Origin of the sequence: Selenihalanaerobacter shriftii (assembly GCF_900167185.1) — a bacterium.
GTDB classification, from domain to species: Bacteria; Bacillota; Halanaerobiia; order Halobacteroidales; family Acetohalobiaceae; genus Selenihalanaerobacter; species Selenihalanaerobacter shriftii.
This window is the reverse complement of record NZ_FUWM01000017.1, coordinates 22763-44609: the sequence shown is the minus strand read 5'-3', so window position 1 is coordinate 44609 and position 21847 is coordinate 22763. Positions and strand designations below refer to the sequence as shown.

General features: G+C 31.5%; 24 protein-coding genes. All 24 read left to right on the top strand.

Translation table 11 applies throughout. The annotated features are described in order from the left end of the window. Window positions 1–103: 103 nt before the first annotated feature. The gene (locus B5D41_RS09920) at window positions 104–1228 is read left to right on the top strand and encodes a hypothetical protein (protein ID WP_078810474.1); all 1125 of its coding nucleotides are present in this window, start codon (window positions 104–106) and stop codon (window positions 1226–1228) included. 90 nt (window positions 1229–1318) lie between these two features. Beyond that, the gene (gene pilM / locus B5D41_RS09915; protein WP_078810473.1) at window positions 1319–2380 is read left to right on the top strand and encodes a type IV pilus assembly protein PilM; all 1062 of its coding nucleotides are present in this window, start codon (window positions 1319–1321) and stop codon (window positions 2378–2380) included. Beyond that, window positions 2358–2933, top strand: a complete 576-nt coding sequence (locus B5D41_RS09910; protein WP_078810472.1) for a PilN domain-containing protein — start codon at window positions 2358–2360, stop codon at window positions 2931–2933. Before pilM ends, B5D41_RS09910 begins: the two co-directional genes overlap by 23 nt. Next, the gene (locus tag B5D41_RS09905; RefSeq protein ID WP_078810471.1) at window positions 2902–3480 is read left to right on the top strand and encodes a type IV pilus inner membrane component PilO; all 579 of its coding nucleotides are present in this window, start codon (window positions 2902–2904) and stop codon (window positions 3478–3480) included. The genes B5D41_RS09910 and B5D41_RS09905 overlap by 32 nt, the downstream gene beginning before the upstream one ends. Then, window positions 3480–4115 (top strand): hypothetical protein, encoded by a 636-nt coding sequence (locus B5D41_RS09900; protein WP_078810470.1) that lies wholly within the window; start codon window positions 3480–3482, stop codon window positions 4113–4115. The genes B5D41_RS09905 and B5D41_RS09900 overlap by 1 nt, the downstream gene beginning before the upstream one ends. Further along, window positions 4096–5895 carry a LysM peptidoglycan-binding domain-containing protein gene (locus tag B5D41_RS09895; RefSeq protein WP_078810469.1) on the top strand — a complete coding sequence of 600 codons (1800 nt, stop codon included), beginning with the start codon at window positions 4096–4098 and terminating at the stop codon, window positions 5893–5895. Before B5D41_RS09900 ends, B5D41_RS09895 begins: the two co-directional genes overlap by 20 nt. Before the next feature lie 284 nt (window positions 5896–6179). After that, window positions 6180–7232, top strand: coding sequence for a hypothetical protein (locus tag B5D41_RS09890; protein WP_078810468.1), 1053 nt, complete (start codon window positions 6180–6182; stop codon window positions 7230–7232). A 113-nt stretch (window positions 7233–7345) separates the two neighbouring features. Continuing rightward, a complete protein-coding gene (gene aroC / locus B5D41_RS09885; protein WP_078810467.1) occupies window positions 7346–8545 on the top strand; it encodes a chorismate synthase in 1200 nt (399 codons plus the stop codon). A gap of 26 nt (window positions 8546–8571) precedes the next feature. Next, window positions 8572–9087, top strand: coding sequence for a shikimate kinase (locus B5D41_RS09880; RefSeq protein WP_078810466.1), 516 nt, complete (start codon window positions 8572–8574; stop codon window positions 9085–9087). 6 nt (window positions 9088–9093) lie between these two features. Then, on the top strand, window positions 9094–10185 hold the full coding sequence (aroB, locus tag B5D41_RS09875) for a 3-dehydroquinate synthase (protein ID WP_078810465.1): 1092 nt from the start codon (window positions 9094–9096) through the stop codon (window positions 10183–10185). A gap of 11 nt (window positions 10186–10196) precedes the next feature. Beyond that, window positions 10197–10628, top strand: coding sequence for a type II 3-dehydroquinate dehydratase (gene aroQ, locus B5D41_RS09870; RefSeq protein WP_078810464.1), 432 nt, complete (start codon window positions 10197–10199; stop codon window positions 10626–10628). A 168-nt stretch (window positions 10629–10796) separates the two neighbouring features. Further along, entirely contained in the window at window positions 10797–11867 is a 1071-nt protein-coding gene (locus tag B5D41_RS09865; protein ID WP_078810463.1) for a M24 family metallopeptidase, read from the top strand. Between the two features lie 77 nt (window positions 11868–11944). After that, entirely contained in the window at window positions 11945–12502 is a 558-nt protein-coding gene (efp, locus tag B5D41_RS09860; protein WP_078810462.1) for an elongation factor P, read from the top strand. Between the two features lie 137 nt (window positions 12503–12639). Continuing rightward, window positions 12640–13620, top strand: coding sequence for a stage III sporulation protein AA (gene spoIIIAA, locus B5D41_RS09855; protein ID WP_078810461.1), 981 nt, complete (start codon window positions 12640–12642; stop codon window positions 13618–13620). Then, window positions 13617–14135 carry a stage III sporulation protein SpoIIIAB gene (gene spoIIIAB, locus B5D41_RS09850; RefSeq protein WP_078810460.1) on the top strand — a complete coding sequence of 173 codons (519 nt, stop codon included), beginning with the start codon at window positions 13617–13619 and terminating at the stop codon, window positions 14133–14135. The genes spoIIIAA and spoIIIAB overlap by 4 nt, the downstream gene beginning before the upstream one ends. A 33-nt stretch (window positions 14136–14168) precedes the next feature. Continuing rightward, the gene (gene spoIIIAC / locus B5D41_RS09845; protein WP_078810459.1) at window positions 14169–14363 is read left to right on the top strand and encodes a stage III sporulation protein AC; all 195 of its coding nucleotides are present in this window, start codon (window positions 14169–14171) and stop codon (window positions 14361–14363) included. A 12-nt stretch (window positions 14364–14375) separates the two neighbouring features. Then, complete coding sequence (gene spoIIIAD, locus B5D41_RS09840) at window positions 14376–14762, top strand: stage III sporulation protein AD (protein ID WP_078810458.1); 387 nt, start codon at window positions 14376–14378, stop codon at window positions 14760–14762. A 29-nt stretch (window positions 14763–14791) separates the two neighbouring features. After that, on the top strand, window positions 14792–15991 hold the full coding sequence (spoIIIAE, locus tag B5D41_RS09835) for a stage III sporulation protein AE (RefSeq protein WP_143555696.1): 1200 nt from the start codon (window positions 14792–14794) through the stop codon (window positions 15989–15991). Window positions 15992–15996: 5 nt separating this feature from the next. Continuing rightward, window positions 15997–16608, top strand: coding sequence for a stage III sporulation protein AF (spoIIIAF, locus tag B5D41_RS09830; RefSeq protein WP_078810457.1), 612 nt, complete (start codon window positions 15997–15999; stop codon window positions 16606–16608). 24 nt (window positions 16609–16632) lie between these two features. Continuing rightward, window positions 16633–17253: a hypothetical protein gene (locus B5D41_RS09825; RefSeq protein ID WP_078810456.1), complete on the top strand. Its 621-nt coding sequence runs from the start codon at window positions 16633–16635 to the stop codon at window positions 17251–17253. A 9-nt stretch (window positions 17254–17262) separates the two neighbouring features. Continuing rightward, entirely contained in the window at window positions 17263–17832 is a 570-nt protein-coding gene (locus B5D41_RS09820) for a SpoIIIAH-like family protein (protein ID WP_078810455.1), read from the top strand. Between the two features lie 199 nt (window positions 17833–18031). Then, window positions 18032–19897 (top strand): acetyl-CoA carboxylase biotin carboxyl carrier protein, encoded by a 1866-nt coding sequence (gene accB / locus B5D41_RS09815; RefSeq protein ID WP_078810454.1) that lies wholly within the window; start codon window positions 18032–18034, stop codon window positions 19895–19897. A 46-nt stretch (window positions 19898–19943) separates the two neighbouring features. Continuing rightward, window positions 19944–21296 (top strand): acetyl-CoA carboxylase biotin carboxylase subunit, encoded by a 1353-nt coding sequence (accC, locus tag B5D41_RS09810; protein ID WP_078810453.1) that lies wholly within the window; start codon window positions 19944–19946, stop codon window positions 21294–21296. A 101-nt stretch (window positions 21297–21397) separates the two neighbouring features. After that, the gene (locus B5D41_RS09805; RefSeq protein WP_078810452.1) at window positions 21398–21793 is read left to right on the top strand and encodes an Asp23/Gls24 family envelope stress response protein; all 396 of its coding nucleotides are present in this window, start codon (window positions 21398–21400) and stop codon (window positions 21791–21793) included. Window positions 21794–21847 lie beyond the last annotated feature (54 nt).

The window sequence follows — 21847 nt, the reverse complement described above, 5'->3', positions numbered from 1 at the left end:
GTAAAAAGGCTTAAAAGAAGTTTTAAAGACGAACATTATGGGGTTCAAGATTAAAATTAAGTAGACTTATCAACCTTAAGAGGTGTAAAATAGGGGGATAAGTATGCTGACTATGATTGACAGTGAAGATGGTATGGCAATGGTGTTAGTTTTTGTAGTGATAACAATTATGTTGACTATGATTGCTAGTATGATGGCAATTACAATTAATCAAATAAACATATCTGAAGTCAATGCTGATGGAGTGCAGGCTTCCTATATTGCAGAAGCTGGAATAGAGAATGCTTTACATATTATCGAGGATGATCCAATGAATTTTACTTCTAGTCCAAATGGTACTTTAACGAGTGATCTAACATTAGGATATGATTATGAACCTGTTCAGCAGGATGATAATTTTTACACGATTACATCTGAGGGAACGTCTAATGGGATTACCCGCAGTGTGAGTGTAGAAGTTGAAATTGATGATCTTAGTGCGTTTGATAATATTATTACAGCCGAGGGTGATATAAATTTCGATGGTGATAATCCTATTAATATTAGTGGAGATAAAAAAGATAAAATAGTAGCAAACACTAGTAATATACCCACATTTGATTTTGGTGCGTATGAAGAGGTAGCTAGAGATAATGATCAGTTTTTTGATGACTTAGCTGAATTTAAGAGTTGGCTTACAGACAGTCACAGATATATATCTAGTAGTGGGACGTTTCAAATAGTTGAATTACCATCAGGAGTTGTTTATATCGATAGCGGTATATCTGAGGTATCAGACTATATATCTTTAAATGGAGCTAGTAAAGAAAACCCAACAGTTTTAGTCATTAATGGGGATTTTGATATTGAGAATTCATTTGGAGGTATTAATTTTGGAGATAATGTATATGTCATTGTTAAAGGAACATTTAAATTTGATGGTAACTTTCCTGGAGGCCGCAGTATGTTAGTGGACGGTGATAATGTTTTTATATATGCAGAGGGATACGTTACAATTGTATCAGAATCCATCAAATATCATGGATCAATAATGAGTAAAAAAAGCAAAAAATTAGAAGAAGAAATGAAAGAGGAAGATGAAGAAGAAAAAGATAAAGTAAAAGGAAATGTTACTTTATCTAATGATAATTGGTGGCCAGAGTTGGAATATGATAATAATCTAAATGTCAGAGCATTACTTCCGGAGGAACAAGATTGGGTTACAGTTCATGGGTATCAATTTGATTAAAGAATTAAACTTAATAATAATAATAATAAGTTAGAGTATAGATTGGTTATTATATTCAAAAATTGATTTAGACTGAAAAGAGGTGTGAGAATGGGACTAATCAATAAGTTTAAGAGTCTATTACAAAGTAGTCTAATTGGTTTAGATATAGGTGATAGCTTAATTAAGTTATCAGAAGTTGAAATTAATAAAAGTAATGTGTGTTTAAATAATGTAGCTATTGGGAAGACACCAATAAATTCCGTTTCAGAAGGAAAAATCAAAGATGTTGAGATATTAGGTGATAAAATAAATTCATTATTAGAAGATAATAACTTTGCTTCTAATAGAGTAGTTACGGCTATCAGTGGGGAAGAAGTCTTAATTAGAATGGTAGAAGTTCCAGAAATGCCAGAGAATGAATTGGCTGAGGCAGTTAAGTGGGAGGCACGAGAACAACTTCCGATTCCAGTAGATGAAGCTATTTTAGATTATGAAATAATTAATCATAAGAAAGAAGGCGGCTATAAATTAATGATGGTCGCTACCAAACAGGATGTAATAAATAGATATTTAAAGCTATTTCAAGTATTAGATTTAGAAATAGTTGCTATAGAAATAGAACCTATTGCCATTGTGAGAAGTCTTAAATCTTCATATCCAAATAAGACCATGGCTTTAATAGACATGGGGACTCAGACTACTGATATTTTAGTCTTTAAAGATGGGCAACTTTTATTTACTAGGAATATAGGAATAGCTGGTCAAAATATAACAAAAGAAATATCTGAAAATTATAATATGAGCTTTAAAGAAGCTGAAGATTATAAGAAGAGTAATAATTTATTTGGTGATGCTGATTTGAATTTAATCATTAGAAATCTTACTACAGCAATATATCGATCATTAGATTATTTTCAGGTTAAATATAAAAGTTATGATATAGATAAATTGATTTTAGCTGGAGGAGGAAGTAAGTTACTTGGATTTAGAACGCATTTAACCAATGAGTTTGGGATAGAAGTAGAAGGTTTAAGTATTTCAAATAATATTGAATCGAAGGTAGAAAGAGTTAATGACCAATACTTATCTGAAGTAGCTCACTTATTGGGACCTAGTTTAGGTTTGGCTTTAAGGGAGGCGGTGCAGAATGATAAATTTACTACCTCCTAAATATCTTAAAGAAGAGAATAATAATAGGAATAAAATCTTAATATGGGTTTTAATTCTAAGTTTATTATTAGTTCCAACACTTTATTCAGTAAAATTATTTTATCAAAATGATAAGGTCGAAATGAAATTGAAAGTAGTTAGGTCTGAGTTAAATAAGTTAGATAAGGATATTAGTAAGTTAAATAAGATGAAGAAAGAGTATAAAAATCTGCAAAATAATTTGCAGAAGAGAACAGAAATAGTAGGAAGTGAAATTGATTGGTCTTCCGTTTTAAAAGAAGTAAGAGTGATTCTCCCGGGAGATAGTTGGATTAAGAATTTTAATATTTATAATCATAATTTATTTAGGATTACAGGTTATACTTTAAATCGTCAAGAGCTAAAGACAATAGTAAATAAAATGGGAAAATCAATCTATTTTAATAATATATCAATAGATTTTGTTAAACGCAAAACATTAAATGTATCAAATTATGATAAAACCCAGGTTATACATTATCAGTTGAGTGGAGTAATAGGAAATGATAAGGGTGATAATTATGAGGTGGAGTAATCTCACTAGTCGAGAGCAGAAATTATTGATTGTTGGGTTAATAATAATTATGGGAACTGCTTTTTATATTGGAATTTATCAACCTCAAGTAAAAACTTTAAGTAGCAATCAGCAGAAGGTTAAGCAAGCTATGAAGGATTTAAGATTAAAAAGTATTATGCTTAAAAAGAGATCAACATTAGAAGAAAGGTACAAGAAAATGCTTGCTAAATTAAATCAGAAAGAAGAAAACTTCCTATCGAAAAACCAAAAACCAAAATTAATCATGGATTTAAATGACTTGGCACTTAAAACTAATGTTAATTTAGTTTCTACAGATCCATTACAAATGGATAAAGATAATATATATATTCAATTCCCAGTTAGAGTTAAGCTAAAAGGCACATATGGCAATATAATTAATTTTTTAAAAGAAATAAATAATTTAAGCTATTTAGTTAGAGTTAAAAATTTGAAGCTGTCGTCACAATTAAATCCTACTAATCAATTGGAAGTAGAACTTAGAGTAGCTAGTTATGCTATAGTTCAAAGGTCTGGTGATAAATGATGAAGTTAAATATACAAAATCAAAACAAATTAAAATTTTCGAAAAATAGTGGAAAAATAGTATTGATTATTCTGTTAATACTAGTTTCATTAAGTGCTAGTGGCTTTCTTGCTTATCAAATTGTGAATTTAAAGGTTGATGACCAAGGTATGAAAGATTTTAAATTGAAAGTAAAAGAGATAGTAAATAATCCAAATATAAAAAAAGTGAAAGTTAAAGAGGAATTAGGTAAGAGTGAAGATGCTAATTCAAAATCGGCATTATTCATTTATAATAATGATTATAGTAATGTAAACCCTTTTAAGTCATTATTAAGAAAACAACCAAAGCCAAAGTCAAAATCACAGCTTAAATCTAAAAGAAAAAAGTCTAGTAAAGAAAAGGATAAAGCTTCTAAGATAGAAAAACCTAAAATTAAATTTATAGGCTTATTAGGTAATGGACTTGATAGGCGAGCTATTATACAGTTAAGTGATAAGGAGTCTGACACTCTTATTGTAAAGGAGGGAGATAAATTTGACCAATTAACAGTTGAAGAGATTACAGCTACGAAATTAATTATTGATAAAAGGGGTAAGGTTTTTGTATATAAATTTGGGGGTGAAGCGCGTAAAAATGGAAGACAAAACGTCTAAAAAAATTGTAATTGTTGGTTTGTTGATTTTATTAACAATTTCATTTTCAGTAGGTACTATGGCTGAGGAAACGAAACCTTTACCAGGGGCTAGTAAGAATATAAACTTGAAACTTAAAGGGGTAAATTTACGTGATGCTTTTAGAGCATTAGCGGATGTAGCTAATATGAATATAATTACTGATAATTCGGTAAAAGGAAAAGTAACCATTAATCTCAATAATATTACTTTTTTAGAATCTGTTGAGCTTTTAGCTAAGACAAATGGTTTATCATATAGGATTGTAGGTAATACTGTATTGGTAGCACCACCACAGCGGCTAGAGGCATCTTTTGCTGAAAAAGTAACGAGAGTATATAAACTAAAGAACTCTAAGCCAAAAGAAATAAAGAGTAGTTTAAATTTATTAGTAAATGAAAACTCAATAAGAATTGATGAAAGAACTCAGAGTCTAGTAGTGACTACATACAAAGGTAGAATTCCAGAAATAGAAAGACTGATTACTAAATTAGATCAATCCAGAAAACAGATAGTTTTACAAGCTAGAATAGAAGAGGTTTCACGAGATAAAGCTGAAGAATTAGGGATTAGTTGGGGATTTGGGAAATTAAATTTAAATCCTAATCTTTCTGAAACTACTGATGAAGAAAATAGTAATATTGTTAAGATAGGTAGTACTGAATTAGGTTATCAGGCGGCTTTGGATTTATTAGAATCTAATGGTGATGCTACCCTTTTAGCAAATCCACAGATTGCCACTATTGATGGTGAAAAGGCAAGCATCAATATTAGTGATAAGGTTCCAATTATAACTACAGTAACTACTGATAAAGAGGTTAGGGATAAGGTTGAATTTAAGGATATAGGAATTAAATTAGCAATTACTCCACGAGTTACGAATAATGGCAAGATAATTGTAAAAGTTAAGCCAGAAGTTAGTACTATTTCAGGATATGTAAATAGTGGTACTAACTCATATCCACAAATCAGTACTAGAAAAGCTGAGACAATGATTAGAATTCAAGATGGTAAGACGATAGCAATTGGTGGTTTAATTAAAGATAAGGAGATTAAAAATTTAGCTAAAGTTCCTCTATTAGGTGACCTACCTATTCTAGGAAAACTATTCCAAAATAAATCTACTACAAACAGAAAATCGGAATTAATTATCTTTATTACACCTAAGATTATAGGTGATGGTAATGCTGAAAGTCATGATATGCTTAAAGATAAATTATCAAAAATTTCTGATGGCACAATTACTATTCCAAACGAATCAGGTAGTGGAGAAGTAATGATAGTACCTTATAAATATAAGACACAGGAATCAGACACTTTCTGGAGTGTGTCTCAGCACTTTAATATTTCTTATACTAAGATTATGGGATGGAGTAATATCGAATATGTTAGACCTCTAGAAGCTGGAGAGGTCTTATCAATTCCATTATCACAGAGTCGATACTATAAAGTGCAGAAAGGTGATTCTTTAGAATCTATTGCTGGAGAATATGATATTAAAGTAGAAAAGATTAAGTTGATAAATAAGATTAGTTCAATAAAAGAAGCTAAACCATATTTAGTACTGCCGGTTACTGTTAAAGAAGAAGATAAAATAGAAGATTTCAAAAAAGTTCTTAATAAGATTCAAAAAGATGCTTTAAAAACAAAAAAAGATAGTTCAGAATCTCAAGAGGAAACAGCCCAAGATGCTTCTAGGACTAAGAATGAAGAAGCCTCTGACTGGAGTAACTTTAAAAGAAGGCAGGAGTACCAGCAGTAAGCAACCAGGATTAACTATCTTTCAAAAATTTATTAGGATAACTTTATAAGCTCCCTATTAATAGGGAGCTTATTCTCAATTTTAAAACTTCGTGATTAAATTCACTAATATTTGCGATAAATATTAATAGGCTATTTTATAAAAATGTAGGAGGTGGTGGAATGAAGTTATATTACCAAATCCGTTGACATAAATCAGGCAAGAATGATATAATTAATCACCCAAGCAAATTTTATGCAAAATTTATTATTTAAGTTTATCATGGAGAAACGAGGTTATAAGAGATGATCGAAGAAGAACAGGGTTCAGTAACTGTCTTAACCTTATTAATTATTACTCTATTATCTATAACAAGTGCTGGATTAATGAGTATGACTTATAATGAAATTAAAACATCTAATTATAACTATCAAAGGGTTCAAGCCTTTTATATAGCAGAAGCAGGGATTGAGTATGCTAAAAATAAGTTTGCAAATAATATTTCATGGTTAGCAGATGGGGAAGATAATAATAATGATTTGGCTAAGAGTTTTGCAGGGGGAGAATTTAATTTAAGTAAAGAAGTCAATAATAATATAGTAAAAATTAATAGTACAGCAAATTATAATGATTTGACTAAGACTGTAGTTGCAACTTATTTATATAATAATTCTTTTAAATATTCTATAGTAGCAGGTGCTTCAAGTACAACTGAAGAAGTGGCTATTAATATTAAGAAAAATGCTAAAATTACTGGTGCTGATAGTGGTGGAGATATTTATGTAAATGGAGAAGTTGATTTTGGTAAAGGGTATGAATTGATTAACTGTGATATTGTAGAGGATGATGAAGCAATTGGTTTAAAGTTTGATATTGACTTATTGGAAGCAAAGGCAGATGATTATTTTGTACAAGAGACAAGTCCAGTAATTAATGGGAATAGTATATCATATAGTGATCATAGTTTAGAGTATAATAATAAGAATAATCCATTTAATATTAATGGTAGTGGAATTTTAGTAGTAGATGGCAATTTAACGATTGGTAAGAATGCAGATATAAATTCTAATCAAAATAATGATGACTCTTTTATTATAATAACTACCGGTGATATAAGGATCAAAAAAGAGTTTGATATGCAAGGGCTATTATATTCCCAAGGTAGTATTAATATAAAAAAGGATGCAAGGATTAAAGGGAGTTTAATTGCACAAAAAGAAATTGAAATTGCTAAGGATTTAAATTTAGTATTTGATGATTCTTATCTCAATATTTTTAAAGATTTTAATCTTGAAGTAGTAGAGGTAGTTAAGGAACCGAGTTTAGATTTGATTTCTTGGAAAGAAGTAAATAATTGATTAAAATTTAGGTCCTATATAAATAGGTCCTTATTTTTTTACTTAATTTGCAGGATAATAATTATATTAACAGGAATTACAATATAAATTTACTTTATTGAGGAGTGGATAAGGTGTTTAGATATTTAACGACAGGAGAATCACATGGTAAAGCAGTAACTGCAGTAATTGAAGGATTACCAGCCAATTTAAAGTTAACACCTAAATATATAAATAATGAGTTAGCTCGTAGACAAGGTGGTTATGGTCGAGGAGGTAGAATGAAATTAGAGAATGATCAAGTAGAGATAATGTCAGGTATTAGAGCTAATTATACTCTAGGTAGTCCAATTACTTTTCAAATTAAGAATAAGGATTGGGTGAATTGGCAAGAGATAATGTCTCCTACAGGAGATGGGGGCTATGACCAAGGTGAAGTAAAGATTAAGAAGGATAAAAAAGTTAAAAGAGTAGAACCTAAGGTAACTAAACCACGGCCTGGACATGCTGATTTAGCTGGAAGTTTAAAATATGACCAACAAGATATTAGAAATATATTAGAAAGAGCTAGTGCACGAGAAACAGCAGCTCGAGTAGCAGTTGGAGCTGTGGCAAAACAGTTTTTAAGAGAATTTGGGATTAAGGTTATTAGTCATATAGTTCAAATAGGAAGTATAAAAGCAGAAGATAAAGATTTAGCGGTTAATCAGATAATAGATAATGTAGATAGCTCACCGGTTAGGACTCTTGATGCTCAAGCAGAAGAAGAGATGATAGCAGAGATTAAAAATGCAAAAGAAGAAGGAGACTCATTAGGAGGAGTTTTTGAAGTAGTAACTACTAATTTACCGATAGGATTAGGAAGCCATGTTCAATGGGATAGAAAATTAGATGGTAGATTAGCTCAAGCTTTAATGAGCATTCAAGCAATTAAAGGAGTTGAAGTTGGTTTAGGTTTTAAAGCTGCTGGGAAACCAGGGTCGCAGGTGCATGATGAGATTATATATAAATCTGAATTTAAACATAAAAGTAATAATGCAGGCGGTATAGAAGGTGGTATGACTAATGGAGAACCTTTAAGAGTTAAAGCTGCAATGAAGCCAATTCCTACATTATATCAGCCGCTAGAATCAGTAGACTTGGAGACAAAGGAAAAGTTTAAAGCCAGTGTAGAACGTTCTGATGTAACAGCGGTGCCTGCTGCAGGAGTAGTAGGAGAAGCAGTAGTTGCTATTGAACTAGCTAAGGCTTGGCTAGAGAAGTTTGGTGGAGATAGTATGGCAGAAGTAAAGAGAAATTATGAAAGTTATATAGAATCCTTAAAAAACAGATAAAATACTTAAAGAAGAGGTAAAAAGTTATGAGTAAGAATATAGTATTAATTGGATTCATGGGAACTGGGAAGAGTACAGTAGGTAAAGAATTAGCTGATAAATTAGGAATGAAGTTTGTTGATTCAGATGAAGTTATTAAAGAAGATAGTGATAAAACAATTGAAGAAATTTTTGCTGAGGATGGAGAGGATTACTTTAGAAATTTAGAAACTAAAGTTATATCTGATTTAAGTCAAAGAGATAATTTAGTAATTTCAACTGGTGGTGGAGTAGTACTTAAAGAAAACAACATAAAGCTTTTAAATCAAAATGGAATTGTTATTCTACTTACAGCAACACCTGAAGTAATTTTAATGCGGGTGAAAAATACTGATAGACCTCTATTACAAGTTGAAAAACCATTAGAGAAGATTAAAGAATTACTTGCAGAACGTGAAGAGTTTTATAATATTGCTAAATATCAAGTAGACACCTCTAGTTTAGAAGTGGATGAAGTCATAAAGAAGATTGAAGAGATAATTATTGGAAGTGAAGGTGATTAAAACTCTATGGAACTAGTAGGAGTAGATTTAGAAGAAAGAAGCTATGAGATTAAAATAGGAGCTGGACTATTAGCAAATTTAGGTCAATCTTTAATTGATTTAGATATCAAAGCAGGTACTAAAATTTTAATTATTACTGACAAAAGAGTTAATGATTTATATGGTTCTGAAATTAATCAAAGACTAGAAGAAACTGATTTTGAATTTAAGATAATTGTTGTGCCTGAAGGTGAGAAATCTAAAAGTTTAAATATGACCAAAGTATTATATGATGAAGCTGTTGATTTTGGATTAGATCGTAGTTCATTAATTATAGCTTTTGGCGGAGGAGTAATAGGTGATTTAGCAGGTTTTATAGCTGCTACCTATATGCGAGGTGTGCCATTTATACAGATTCCTACTACTTTGTTGGCTCAAGTAGATAGTAGTGTAGGAGGTAAGACAGCCGTTAATCATGAAGCAGGGAAGAATTTAATAGGAGCCTTTTATCAACCTGAGTTGGTTTTAATAGATTTAGAGGTTTTAAATACCTTAGATCAGCGGGATGTTAGGTCAGGATTAGCTGAGGTAATCAAATATGGAGTCATTTGGGATAAAGAATTTTTTAATTATTTACAGGCTAATCATAAAGAAATTAAAGAATTAGATTTAGATGTTTTAGCTAAAGTTATTCAGCGGTCTTGCCAGATTAAAGCTGAAGTAGTTGCTAAAGACGAGAAGGAATTAGGATTGAGAGCTATTTTAAATTATGGACATACTATTGGTCATGCTATTGAAGCTTTAGCTGGATATGGGGAGTATCGTCATGGAGAAGCGGTAGCAATTGGGATGATCAGCGCTATGGAATTAGCGTACAAATTAGATATGGTAACTAAAGAGGAAGTAGAGGCGCAAACAGAATTAATTAATAATTTTGGATTACCTACTACTATTAATAAGTTAAGACTTGATCAGATAATCTCTAAGACTAAACAAGATAAGAAAGTAAAAGATGGTGAGGTTAATTTTATTCTACCTAATTCTATTGGAGAAGTAGAGATAGTAAGTGGAGTAAAAAACGAAGTATTGACAGAGGTATTGGCTAAACAGTTACGTTAGGGGGAGTAAGTATGTATTTAGTCATTCATGGTCCTAATTTAAACTTATTAGGTAAAAGGGAACCAGAAGTTTATGGGAATTTAACTTTAGAAGATATTAATCAGCAATTAAAAGATTTAGCTGTTGATTTAGAAATAGAGCTAACAATTACTCAGTTAAATGGAGAAGGAGAGATTGTGGATTGTATTCATCAAGCTTTAAATGATGAAATTGAAGGAATATTAATTAATCCTGGAGCTTATACTCATTATAGTATAGCCATTAGAGATGCCATATCTGGAGTAGAAATACCAACAGTAGAGGTGCATTTAAGTAACATTTATCAACGAGAAGATTTTAGACATAAATCGGTTATTGCTCCAGTAGTAAAGGGGCAGGTATCAGGATTAGGTTTAAATAGTTATTTATTAGGGTTAAGAGGGTTGGTCAGTGAAGTTTGGTAAGAGATTATCAAGCTAAAAAGTAATAGCTAGCATAAGCTTATGACCAGCTTTGTTCTTTAAGCTGGACAAAAGGGGCAGGTATCAGGATTAGGTTTAGATAGTTATTTATTAGGGTTAAGAGGGTTGGTTTAGATAAAAAGCAAGTGATGAAAGAAAGGGAATGATATAATGGAAGGAAGAATAAAATTAGTACGTAATAAATTAGATGAATTAAATTTAGATGGAATTATGATTAATAATCCCCAAAATCGTTATTATATGACTGGCTTTACCGGTACAGCTGGAACCATATTAATTACTAAAAAAACTGCTAAGATAATTACAGATTTTCGTTATACTGAACAAGCTAAAGAGCAGGCTGTTGATTATGAAATAGTTGAACATGGCAACTCTAAACTTGAGACTTTAAGCGAGGAGTTAAAAGATTTAGAGATAAATAGATTAGGATTTGAGGCTGCTTACGAAACATATAAGCAGTATAATAAATACCAAGATAAATTTGGTTTTTTAGAGCTGGTTTCTACTAAAGGTTTAGTCGAAGAGTTGAGAAAGATAAAGGATGCTTCTGAAATTAAGGAGGTTAAGAAAGCAGTAAAGATTGCTGACCAAGCTTTTGATCACATTTTAGATTACATAGAACCTGGTTTGACTGAAAGAGAAGTGAGTTTAGAATTAGAATATTTTATGAAAAAACAAGGTGCTACTGATAATGCTTTTGATTTTATTGTAGCGTCAGGTAAACGTGGAGTACTTCCACATGGAGTAGCTACTGATAAGGAGTTAGAAGCTGGAGATATGTTAACATTAGATTTAGGTTGTGTTTATAGAGGATATAATTCTGATTTAACCAGAACTATTATTATAGGAGCAGAGCCGACAGAGAAGCAAGAAGAAGTTTATCAAATAGTATTAAAAGCTCAATTAGCAGCAATAGATGCTATTAAACCAGGTAAGACAGGAGCAGAGGTTGATAAGATAGCTCGAGAGATTATCACTAAAGCTGGATATGGAGAGAATTTTGGACATGGATTAGGTCATGGAGTAGGTTTACAAGTTCATGAAGAACCTCGCCTTGCTAAGACTGGTAAAACAAAATTAGAATCAGGAATGATAGTTACTGTGGAACCTGGGATTTATCTACCTGATTGGGGTGGAGTGAGGATTGAGGATATAGTAGAAGTTACTATAGATGGATGTAGAATTTTAACAGAAGCCTCTAAAGAATTGATTAGAGTTTAATTAAGGGTTTAAGCAGGAGATTGGGAAGAAAAGCTAGAATTATAGAGGTGATTCAAAATAATAAGGAGGTTTAAGTGTTGATTTCAACTAATGATTTTAGAACAGGAATGACGATTGAATTAGATGGAGATCTTTATAAAATTATTAATTACGAACATACTAAACCAGGTAAAGGTGGAGCATTTATACAGACTGAATTAAAGAATCTAGATACTGGGTCTACAACAACTAAAAGATTTAGGTCTGGTGAAAAAGTAAATAAGGCCTATATTGAAACTAAGCCGTATCAATATTTATATCGCAGTGGTGAAGATTTTGTTTTTATGGACAAAGAGACTTATGAACAGATTAATTTAAATGAAGAAACATTAGGTGAAGCTATTAAATACTTAAAAGAGAATGAAGAGTTAGAACTTAAACTTTATGAAGAAGAAGTTATTGGAGTAAATATACCTAGCTCTGTAGAATTAGCAGTAGCAGATGCACCTCCAGCTATAAAAGGAAATACAATAAGTGGAGGTTCTAAAGTTGTAACATTAGAAACTGGAGCAGAAGTAAAGGTACCTCTCTTTATTGAAGCGGGAGATATCTTAAAGATAGATACTCGGACTGATGAATATATTGAGAGAGTTTAAAATATAATTTAAGTTAGATATAAATATTAATCTATATGATTTTAAAAGTGTGCTGAGATTTCTCAGCACACTTTTTTTATTTTATTTGCATATTTTTACCAATAAATTAATATAAATTATAAAGAGGTGGTTAACTTATGGTCAATAAAATACAAAAAGATATTATACCTATCTTAGCAACTAAATTGAGAGAAATATTAAAACAGGTTGACACTAAAATTTTGAGAGTAACTGAAGAGGTTAGACTTAGAATTAATCAACCATTAATCTTGAATTTAAATAATGGTGAAGCCATCTTAACTGAGAGAGGAAAAATAACTTCAAATCCTAAACAAGCTTATCAGATTACTCAAAGAGATTTGAAAGATACTATGAATTTAATGACCCAGAATTCTTTATATGCTTTAGAAGAAGAATTAAGACAGGGATATTTAACATTAGAAGGAGGACATCGAGTAGGTTTTGTAGGAAGGGTGATAACCAATTCAGAAAAGATAGAATTAATTAAAGAATTTACTGGTTTAAATATTAGAATAGCTAAAGAAGTGATTGGTGCAGCGGATTCAGTAATTAAGAAAATTATTAAAAATAAAGATATGATTTATAATACTTTAATTATTTCACCTCCCCAGTGTGGTAAGACAACCCTTCTTCGTGATTTAACTAGACAATTAAGTAACGGATTACCGTCAATAGATTTATCAGGTTTAAAGATAGGGGTGGTTGATGAAAGAGGAGAAATAGGTGGAAATTATCAAGGGATTGCTCAAAATCAATTAGGAATTAGGACTGACATATTAGCTAATTGTCCTAAATCTGAAGGAATGCTTTTATTAATTAGATCTATGTCTCCAGAGGTAATCGTTACTGATGAAATAGGCAGTCATAAAGATGTCCAGGCTATTTTAGAAGCAATTAATGCTGGAGTTAAGATTATTGCTTCAGTTCATGGAAGTGACTTAGCAGAAATAAAAAGGAGACCAGCCTTAAAAGGGTTACTAAATCAAAAACTTTTCCGACGTTTTATTATTCTAAGTAGGAGAAGTGGGCCAGGAACAGTAGAAAAGATTCTAGGAGAAAATAAAGAAAGGATTAGAGGAAGAAGGCGGATAGGATGATTAAGATTCTAGGGAGCGTATTGATAATTGGAGCTAGTACTTGGCTAGGGTTTGCAATAGCTCAGGACTTGATTTTAAGGACTAAGCAACTACAAGAATTACAGACGGCCTTTCGGCTGTTAGAAACAGAAATCATGTATACTGCCACTCCTTTACCAAAAGCTTTATTGAAAATAGGAGAGAAGGTTAATTCACCTATAGCCGATTTATTTTTAAAATGCGAAGTGATTTTAAAGAATGAGTTAGGCATTACTGCTGATCAGGCATGGAATCGAGCAGTAGAAAAAATAATACCTAAAACCGCTTTAACTTATGATGATAAAAAAATATTGACTAGTTTTGGAAAAAACTTAGGTAATTCTAGCCGTGAATATCAGGAAAAGAATCTAAAATTTATTCAAGAACAATTAAAGTTAGCGGAGAAAAACTCAGTAACAATTAAAGAAGATAGAGTTAAAATTTGGAGGTACTTTGGGGTTTTAGGAGGGGGATTAATAGTCATCTTACTCTATTGAGCAAATCTTTATTTGGTGGAAGGAGCGGAATAGATGAATGTAGATTTAATATTTAAGATTGCCGGTTTAGGAATCCTAATTTCTATCTTCAATATAGTTTTAGAACAAGCAAATAAAGAGGAACAAGCAGAGATGTTAACATTAGTAGGAGTAATTATAGTCTTAATGATTGTTATTCGCTTAATTAACGATTTATTTACAAGTGTACGACAGATATTTGGTTTTTAATGAGGTGGTCTGATGCAAATAATTCAGATCGTAGGATTAGGTCTGATAGTAACTATTTTAGCTACTATAGTTAAAGAAAAAGAGCCAGAGATTGCTTTACAATTAAGTTTAGTAGTAGGAATTATGATTTTTAGTTTAATGTTAGGTAAGATTATAGCTATTATAGATCTTTTACGAAATCTAGCTTTAAAAGCTAATATTAATTTAATCTATTTAGATACTATTCTTAAAGTTATAGGGATTGCTTATATTGCAGAATTTGGAGCAGCTATTTGTCGAGATGCTGGTCAGAGTATTATAGCTTCAAAGGTAGAGTTTGCAGGTAAAGTATTAATTATGGTCTTGGCTATTCCAATTATGTTAGCAATTTTAGAATCAGTAATGCAATTAATGCCATAAATTCATTAGAAATCAAAGGTGTGAGTTAGTTGGAGATTAATAAGAAGGTTATCTTAGTTACTATATTTATAATTGTCATGAGTCAATTAATAGTTGGGCAAAGTTGGGCTCAAGATAGAGAAGATGTTAAGAATAAGAATCGACAATTAATGGATAATCAGTTAGAAAAACTGGATTTAAAACAGATTAAGGAGCAGATAGACAAGTTAAATAGGGAAGCAGGAGAATATTTACCGAAACTAACTTTAAATGATGTTGTTAATCTTTTTACTAATGGAGAGTTTAATTTAAAATTCAAGGCTATCTTTACAGGTATGTTAAAATATCTGTTTAAAGAAATAGTAGTTAACTTTAAATTATTAGGGCAATTGATTATTCTGGCTGTAATAGCTGCAGTTTTAAAGACCTTCCAAAATTCTTTTGCCCAACAAGATATAAGTCGATTAGTTAATAGCATAGTTTATTTAGTCCTAGTAATTATTGCTCTTAATTCATTTAAAATAGCAATTAATGTTGGGGTACAAGCAATAGATGATATGGTTAGTATAATGCAAGCCTTATTACCAACTCTACTGACATTATTGGTAGCAGTAGGAAATATTACTTCGGCAGCACTCTTTCAGCCGATTACTTTCTTAATAGTTAACTTATTGAGTGTATTAATTAAGAATATTATCTTCCCATTAATATTATTTTCAGCAATTTTAGCAGTAGTAAATAATATTTCAGATAATTTTAATATTTCTGGTTTAGTTAAGTTGATTAGTGAAATAAATGTAGGTTTACTAGGAGCTTTTTTAACTGTATTTATTGGAGTCTTAGTAGTACAAGGAACAGCTGGAGCAGTAGGTGATGGAGTTACTATTAGAACTGCTAAGTACTTAAGTGGTGCTTTTGTACCGGTAATAGGTGGGATCTTTGCAGATGCTTTAGATATGATAATTGGTGGTTCATTATTGATCAAGAATGCTTTAGGTTTATTAGGAGTAATTATTATCTTTCTTTTCTGTACTTTTTCACTAATAAAAATAATAGCTTTAATCTTTATTTATAAGTTTGCTGGGGCTGTTATCCAGCCAATTAGTGATTCTAAAATAGTAACTTGTTTAAATGATTTAGGTAATAGCTTAATACTAGTTTTTGCTTCTGTACTTTCAGTAGCATTAATGTTTTTTATTACCTTAACTATCTTAATTGGAGTAGCTAATATGACAGTAATGCTGAGGTGAATTAAATGATAACTTATTTAGAAGTATGGATTAAGAATTTAGTATTAATTATGATCTTAACTTCATTTGTGGAATTATTACTACCTAAAAATAAATTAGAGAAGTATATACGAGTAGTATTAGGATTATTTATTGTAATAGCGATTTTAAATCCCATTTTAAATCTCTTTAGTGGCAATTATGATCTGCGAGAGATAACTGATCTATTAACCGTCCCAAAGAATAATACAGGGCAGATGGCAAGTATAATGCAAAGAGGGCAGGAATTAAAAAATAATAATCAATCTAAAGCTAGAAGTAATTATAAAAAACAGCTTGCTAAACAGATTAATGCCTTATTATCTTTTGATGATAATTTACCTCAGACTTCTATAGTTGTTAACTTACAAGCCAATAATCAAATTGAAAATATAATAGTTAAATTAACAGGGAAGAAAATTTCAAATAATTTTAGTCAAATTAAACCGATTGAAGTAAGTAATGTTGGAGATGAAAATCAGGAGAAGATTGAGGACAAAAGAGAATATTCTCAAGCAAAAGTTAGTAAACAAATCAAGGAAAGATTAGCTGACTTTTATGGTTTAAGTATTAACCAAATTTTAATTCAGGCAGAATGATTTAGTTGGAGTGGGGGGAAGATAATGGCCGACAGTAAAGAATCTAAAGGAATAATTGATCAGATATTTAGTGGTAATATATTAAGTGGAAATAATGGCAAACTAGTACGAAGATTGATTATCCTAATATTTGCGGGAATTGTATTCATCACTTTAGGTAATTTAGCAGATTCTGATAGGCATTCTCAGGTTAGTCCTGTAAAGGATTCCAATATAAAAGTTAGTAAACAGAATTCTCAAAGCTATGACCCTGAATCAATGATGGAAGAAAAACTAGTTAAAACTTTAAGTAATATTTCAGGAGTCAGAAAGGTAGCAGTAGATATAACATTAGACACTAGTTCTAAATATGAATATGCTAGAAATAATAATATTTCATCTAAATTAACAGATGAAGTAGATAGTAATGGTGGGGAGCGACAGATAGAACAGGAAGATAGACAACAAGAAGTAGTAATTATTCGTAATAATGATGGTAGTGAGGAAGCTGTGGTCAAAAAAGAGATAAAGGCACAGATAAGAGGGGTAATGGTAGTAGCACAAGGCGCTGAATCTTCTTATATTAAGGCTAATTTAATTTCAGCGGTTAAAGTAGGCTTAGGAGTACCTGCATATAAGATAGTTGTATTACCAATGAAAAGGTAGGTGAAAGAAATGTCAATCGTTTTACGTAAGAAAGTAATATGGTTTTTGGTGTTAATGTTATGGGTGGGGATGGTATCAGCAATTGTTGTTTATAATGTGGATGATTCAGTTCCAGCTAATGAATTAAAAATCAATGAAAAAATTAAGCCAGAAGAAAAGTTAAGGTTAGCAGAACAGAAGGCAGTCAGTGTAGCTAAAGTGAATCAAAAGGTAAAGAATGAGAAGAAAGATTTTTTTGTAGAATATAGATTAGAGCGAGATAAGATTAGAAGTGAACAAGTGAATTTATTAAGAGAGATGATTAATAATCCAAACTCAAATCAGGATTTAAAGAGTAAAGCTCAGAATAGATTATTAGGTATAACTAAAAACCTTGAAAAAGAAATGGAAATAGAGAGTTTAATCAGAGCTAGAGGGTATAAAGATGCAATTACCTTTATTCACCAAAATTCTGTAGATATAATTGTTTCAACTAAAGGGTTAAAGAAGAAGGATGTTGCTAAAATAGGTGATATTGTGGCTAAAACTACAGGTTTAGGATTAGAAGATATTACGATTATAGAAAAAACTCTTAGTTAATAGATTGACAAAATCACTAAAAAACTATATAATAGTTAAATAAGGCTATACAACTCAGGTTATAAATATACAGACCTGAGTTTTTTTATAAATAAATTTAAAATTCATACAAGGTTTACTTTATCTAAAAGCAGTTCAAAAAAGGAAATTATAATTAAGTCTAGAAAGTAATATTATGAGAAAAATAGGAGGGAGAAGTATGTCAACACAGGTTAAAATAACAGATACTACCTTACGTGATGCTCATCAATCATTGTGGGCTACGAGGATGCGTACTGAAGATATGTTACCTATAGTTGGTAAATTAGATGAAGCTGGTTATCATTCTATGGAAGTTTGGGGTGGAGCTACTTTTGATGTTTGTATGAGATATTTAAAAGAAGATCCTTGGGAAAGGCTAAGGTTATTAAATAAATATATTCGCAAAACTCCATTGCAGATGTTATTAAGAGCTCAGAATGTAGTTGGTTATAAACATTACCCCGATGATGTAGTGCGAAAATTCGTTGAGAAAGCAGCCGAGAATGGAATAGATATTTTTAGAATTTTTGATGCATTAAACGATGTTAGAAATATGAAGACAGCCTTAGAAGCAGTTAAAGAGTCAGGAGCTCATGCTCAAGCAACAGTAGTATATACAGTAAGTCCAGTACATACTATTGATCATTATGTAGAGACAGCTACTACTTTAGAAAACATGGGGGCAGATTCCATCTGTATTAAAGATATGGCTGGATTATTAAAACCTTATAGGGCTTATGAATTAGTAACTGCCTTTAAGGAAGCACTAGACATTCCAATTCAAGTACATAGTCATTATATTGGAGGTTTAGCAATTTCTACTTATCTTAAGGCAATAGAGGCAGGTGCTGATGTAGTTGATACTGCTACGGCATCATTGGCTTTTGGTTCTTCACAACCGCCAGTAGAAACAGTAACAGCTATTTTAAGTGATACTGAATATGATACAAAACTGGAATTAGAACATTTATTTGATATAGATCGTTATTTTGAGCAAGTTAGAAGAAACCGTGGATTTGAAAGAGGAGTCACTAGAATTACTGATATGCAGACTTTTTCTCATCAAGTTCCTGGTGGAATGATATCTAATTTGGTTTCACAGTTAGAACAACAAGATTCCTTAGATAGAATTCATGATGTTTTGAAGGAAATTCCAAAAGTAAGAAAAGAATTAGGATATCCACCATTAGTAACTCCAACTAGTCAAATAGTAGGAACTCAAGCAGTATTTAATGTTTTATTAGGTGAAAGGTATAAAGTTATACCAGATGAAGTTAAATCATACATTAAAGGTTATTATGGAAAACCACCAGCAGAGATAGATCCTAAGATTAGAGAGAAAGCAGTTGGGGATGAAAAGATAATAACTTGTCGTCCTGCTGACTTGTTAGATCCAATGTTAGATGATATTAAGGATGAAGTAGAACATTATGTAGAAAAAGAAGAAGATTATATTTCTTATGCATTATTTCCACAAGTTGGTTTAAAGTTTTTAAAAGAACGAAAGCAAGAGAAAGATATATTTGGAGAAAATGAAGAAGGAGTAGTAAAGGAGGAAGAAGAAATGAATTTCAAAGAAATTAAAGAGTTAGTTGAAATATTGAATGAAACTGATATTTCTGAGATTAACTTAGAAGGTGATGGTACTAAGGTCAATATCAAGAAAGGCGGAGTCATAGCCAAAGAAGTTACAAAGTCAGTAGAAAATACAGAAGTGCAACCTCAAGTGCAGTCTACATCTAAAAATGTAGAACAACAGGAGGCTAAAGGTGTGCAGGAAGAAGTAACAGAAACTGTTGCTGGTGGAGAGAAGATTGAAGCACCTATGGTAGGTACTTTTTATCGAGCACCATCTCCAGATGCAGATCCATTTGTAGAAGTAGGAGATATTGTTGAAGAAGGAGATACACTATGTATTATAGAAGCAATGAAATTAATGAATGAGATTGAAGTTGAATATAAAGCTAAAATAATAGATATTTTAGTTGATGATGCAGAACCTATCGAATATGGTCAACCATTATTTGTAGTAGAGAAATTATAGTAGGTAGTTAATAGATGAGATCTAGAGATGGAGAGGTTGTGATATAATGTTTGAGAAAATTTTGATTGCTAATCGTGGTGAGATTGCTTTAAGAATAATTAGGGCCTGTAAAGAGTTAGGGGTTGAAACAGTAGCTGTTTATTCAGAAGCCGATAAGGATGCATTACATGTTAGGTATGCCGATGAAGCTTATTGTATCGGTCCACCGTCCTCTACTGACAGTTATTTAGATATTCCCAGCATCATTGCTACAGCAGATATAGTTGGAGTAGATGCAATTCACCCTGGATACGGGTTTTTGTCGGAAAATGCTCATTTTGCTGAAGTCTGTGAAACATGTGGGATTAAGTTTATCGGTCCATCAGCAGAGAATATGGAAAAAATGGGTGATAAATCTGTAGCTAGAGAGACTATGATTGCTGCCGATGTTCCGGTTGTTCCCGGAACAGAAGGTGGTTTAGATGATGAAGATGAAGCTATAAGAATAGCAGAAGAGATTGGTTATCCAGTCATTGTTAAAGCAGCTTTTGGTGGTGGTGGGCGTGGAATGAGAACTGCCCATAATGAAGATGATTTAATCCAAGCTATTCAAACTGCTAGTTCAGAAGCAAAAGCTGCTTTTGGTAATGCGGAGGTTTATCTAGAAAAATATATAGAAGAACCACGTCATATTGAATTTCAGATTTTAGCTGATGAACATGGTAATATAATTCATTTAGGAGAGAGAGATTGTTCGATTCAACGGCGGCATCAAAAGGTAATTGAAGAAGCTCCTTCTCCTGCTTTAGACCCAGAATTAAGAGAAGAAATGGGGAAAGCAGCAATTAAAGCAGCTAAAGCAGTTAATTATAGTAATGCTGGGACTGTTGAATTCTTATTAGATACACATAATAACTTCTATTTTATTGAAATGAATACTAGAATTCAGGTAGAGCATCCAGTGACAGAGCTAGTTACTGGCATTGATCTCATTAAAGAACAGGTTAAAGTTGCTACTGGTCAAGAATTAGAATATACTCAAGATGATATTGAATTTGATGGGGCAGCTATTGAATGTCGAATTAATGCTGAGGACCCATATAATGACTTTAGACCATCCCCTGGTAAGTTAGAAGAATATTTAGTACCAGGTGGATTAGGAGTTAGAGTTGATAGTTGTGCTTATCCTGGATACTTAATTCCACCTTATTATGATTCCATGGTGGCGAAATTAATCGTTTGGGGCAAAGATAGAGAAGAGGCAATTACAAGGATGTTAAGATCTTTAGATGAGTATGAAATTTCTGGCATTAAAACTACTATACCTTTTCATAAGATAGTCTTGAATAATGCTTTCTTTAGAAAAGGAGAATTTTATACTAACTTCATTCAACGTAGAATTGGTAATGAATTAGATTAATGCTGGTAATTATTGGTTATAATATACATGAATTATTTATAATATATTTAAATGAAATATATAGAATAAATTTAGTTAATAACAACTAGGGGGTGGAAGTTATGACTAAAAATGAGAATGAGGTAGGAACAGTTAGAATAGCTAATGAAGTAGTAGGGATTATAGCTAGTTTAGCAGCTACAGAGGTAGAAGGTGTGGCTGGAATGAGTGGAGGCATTGCCGGCGGTATTGCGGAGATGTTAAAGAAGAAATCATCTAAAGGCGTTAAAGTTGAGGTTGGTGAAAAAGAAGCAGCCATTGATCTTTATATGATTGTAGAATATGGGAGTAAGATTCCAGATGTTGCTTGGCAAGTCCAAGATAATGTACGGCAAGCAATTGAAGATATGACAGGTTTAAAAGTAGTAGAGGTTAATGTTCATGTGCAAGGAATTAATTTTGAAGAAGAAGAAGAAGAAGAAGTACAAGAAGTAATAGATGAGACTAGAGTTAAATAAGCGATGAAGTAACTAACCCTTACTTAAATAGCAAGGGTTAGTTATATTTTTACT

What these genes read in the sequence shown, in the direction of transcription:
- B5D41_RS09900 (WP_078810470.1), top strand. Translation starts at nt 3,480, where the DNA reads ATGAAGTTAAATATACAAAATCAAAACAAATTAAAATTTTCGAAAAAT.
- aroQ (WP_078810464.1), top strand. Translation starts at nt 10,197, where the DNA reads ATGTATTTAGTCATTCATGGTCCTAATTTAAACTTATTAGGTAAAAGG.
- B5D41_RS09820 (WP_078810455.1), top strand. Translation starts at nt 17,263, where the DNA reads ATGTCAATCGTTTTACGTAAGAAAGTAATATGGTTTTTGGTGTTAATG.
- pilM (WP_078810473.1), top strand. Translation starts at nt 1,319, where the DNA reads ATGGGACTAATCAATAAGTTTAAGAGTCTATTACAAAGTAGTCTAATT.
- B5D41_RS09805 (WP_078810452.1), top strand. Translation starts at nt 21,398, where the DNA reads ATGACTAAAAATGAGAATGAGGTAGGAACAGTTAGAATAGCTAATGAA.
- B5D41_RS09865 (WP_078810463.1), top strand. Translation starts at nt 10,797, where the DNA reads ATGGAAGGAAGAATAAAATTAGTACGTAATAAATTAGATGAATTAAAT.
- spoIIIAF (WP_078810457.1), top strand. Translation starts at nt 15,997, where the DNA reads ATGATAACTTATTTAGAAGTATGGATTAAGAATTTAGTATTAATTATG.
- spoIIIAB (WP_078810460.1), top strand. Translation starts at nt 13,617, where the DNA reads ATGATTAAGATTCTAGGGAGCGTATTGATAATTGGAGCTAGTACTTGG.
- aroB (WP_078810465.1), top strand. Translation starts at nt 9,094, where the DNA reads ATGGAACTAGTAGGAGTAGATTTAGAAGAAAGAAGCTATGAGATTAAA.
- B5D41_RS09890 (WP_078810468.1), top strand. Translation starts at nt 6,180, where the DNA reads ATGATCGAAGAAGAACAGGGTTCAGTAACTGTCTTAACCTTATTAATT.
- accB (WP_078810454.1), top strand. Translation starts at nt 18,032, where the DNA reads ATGTCAACACAGGTTAAAATAACAGATACTACCTTACGTGATGCTCAT.
- B5D41_RS09905 (WP_078810471.1), top strand. Translation starts at nt 2,902, where the DNA reads ATGATAAGGGTGATAATTATGAGGTGGAGTAATCTCACTAGTCGAGAG.
- spoIIIAD (WP_078810458.1), top strand. Translation starts at nt 14,376, where the DNA reads ATGCAAATAATTCAGATCGTAGGATTAGGTCTGATAGTAACTATTTTA.
- accC (WP_078810453.1), top strand. Translation starts at nt 19,944, where the DNA reads ATGTTTGAGAAAATTTTGATTGCTAATCGTGGTGAGATTGCTTTAAGA.
- B5D41_RS09910 (WP_078810472.1), top strand. Translation starts at nt 2,358, where the DNA reads ATGATAAATTTACTACCTCCTAAATATCTTAAAGAAGAGAATAATAAT.
- B5D41_RS09880 (WP_078810466.1), top strand. Translation starts at nt 8,572, where the DNA reads ATGAGTAAGAATATAGTATTAATTGGATTCATGGGAACTGGGAAGAGT.
- B5D41_RS09825 (WP_078810456.1), top strand. Translation starts at nt 16,633, where the DNA reads ATGGCCGACAGTAAAGAATCTAAAGGAATAATTGATCAGATATTTAGT.
- spoIIIAA (WP_078810461.1), top strand. Translation starts at nt 12,640, where the DNA reads ATGGTCAATAAAATACAAAAAGATATTATACCTATCTTAGCAACTAAA.
- spoIIIAC (WP_078810459.1), top strand. Translation starts at nt 14,169, where the DNA reads ATGAATGTAGATTTAATATTTAAGATTGCCGGTTTAGGAATCCTAATT.
- B5D41_RS09895 (WP_078810469.1), top strand. Translation starts at nt 4,096, where the DNA reads ATGGAAGACAAAACGTCTAAAAAAATTGTAATTGTTGGTTTGTTGATT.
- B5D41_RS09920 (WP_078810474.1), top strand. Translation starts at nt 104, where the DNA reads ATGCTGACTATGATTGACAGTGAAGATGGTATGGCAATGGTGTTAGTT.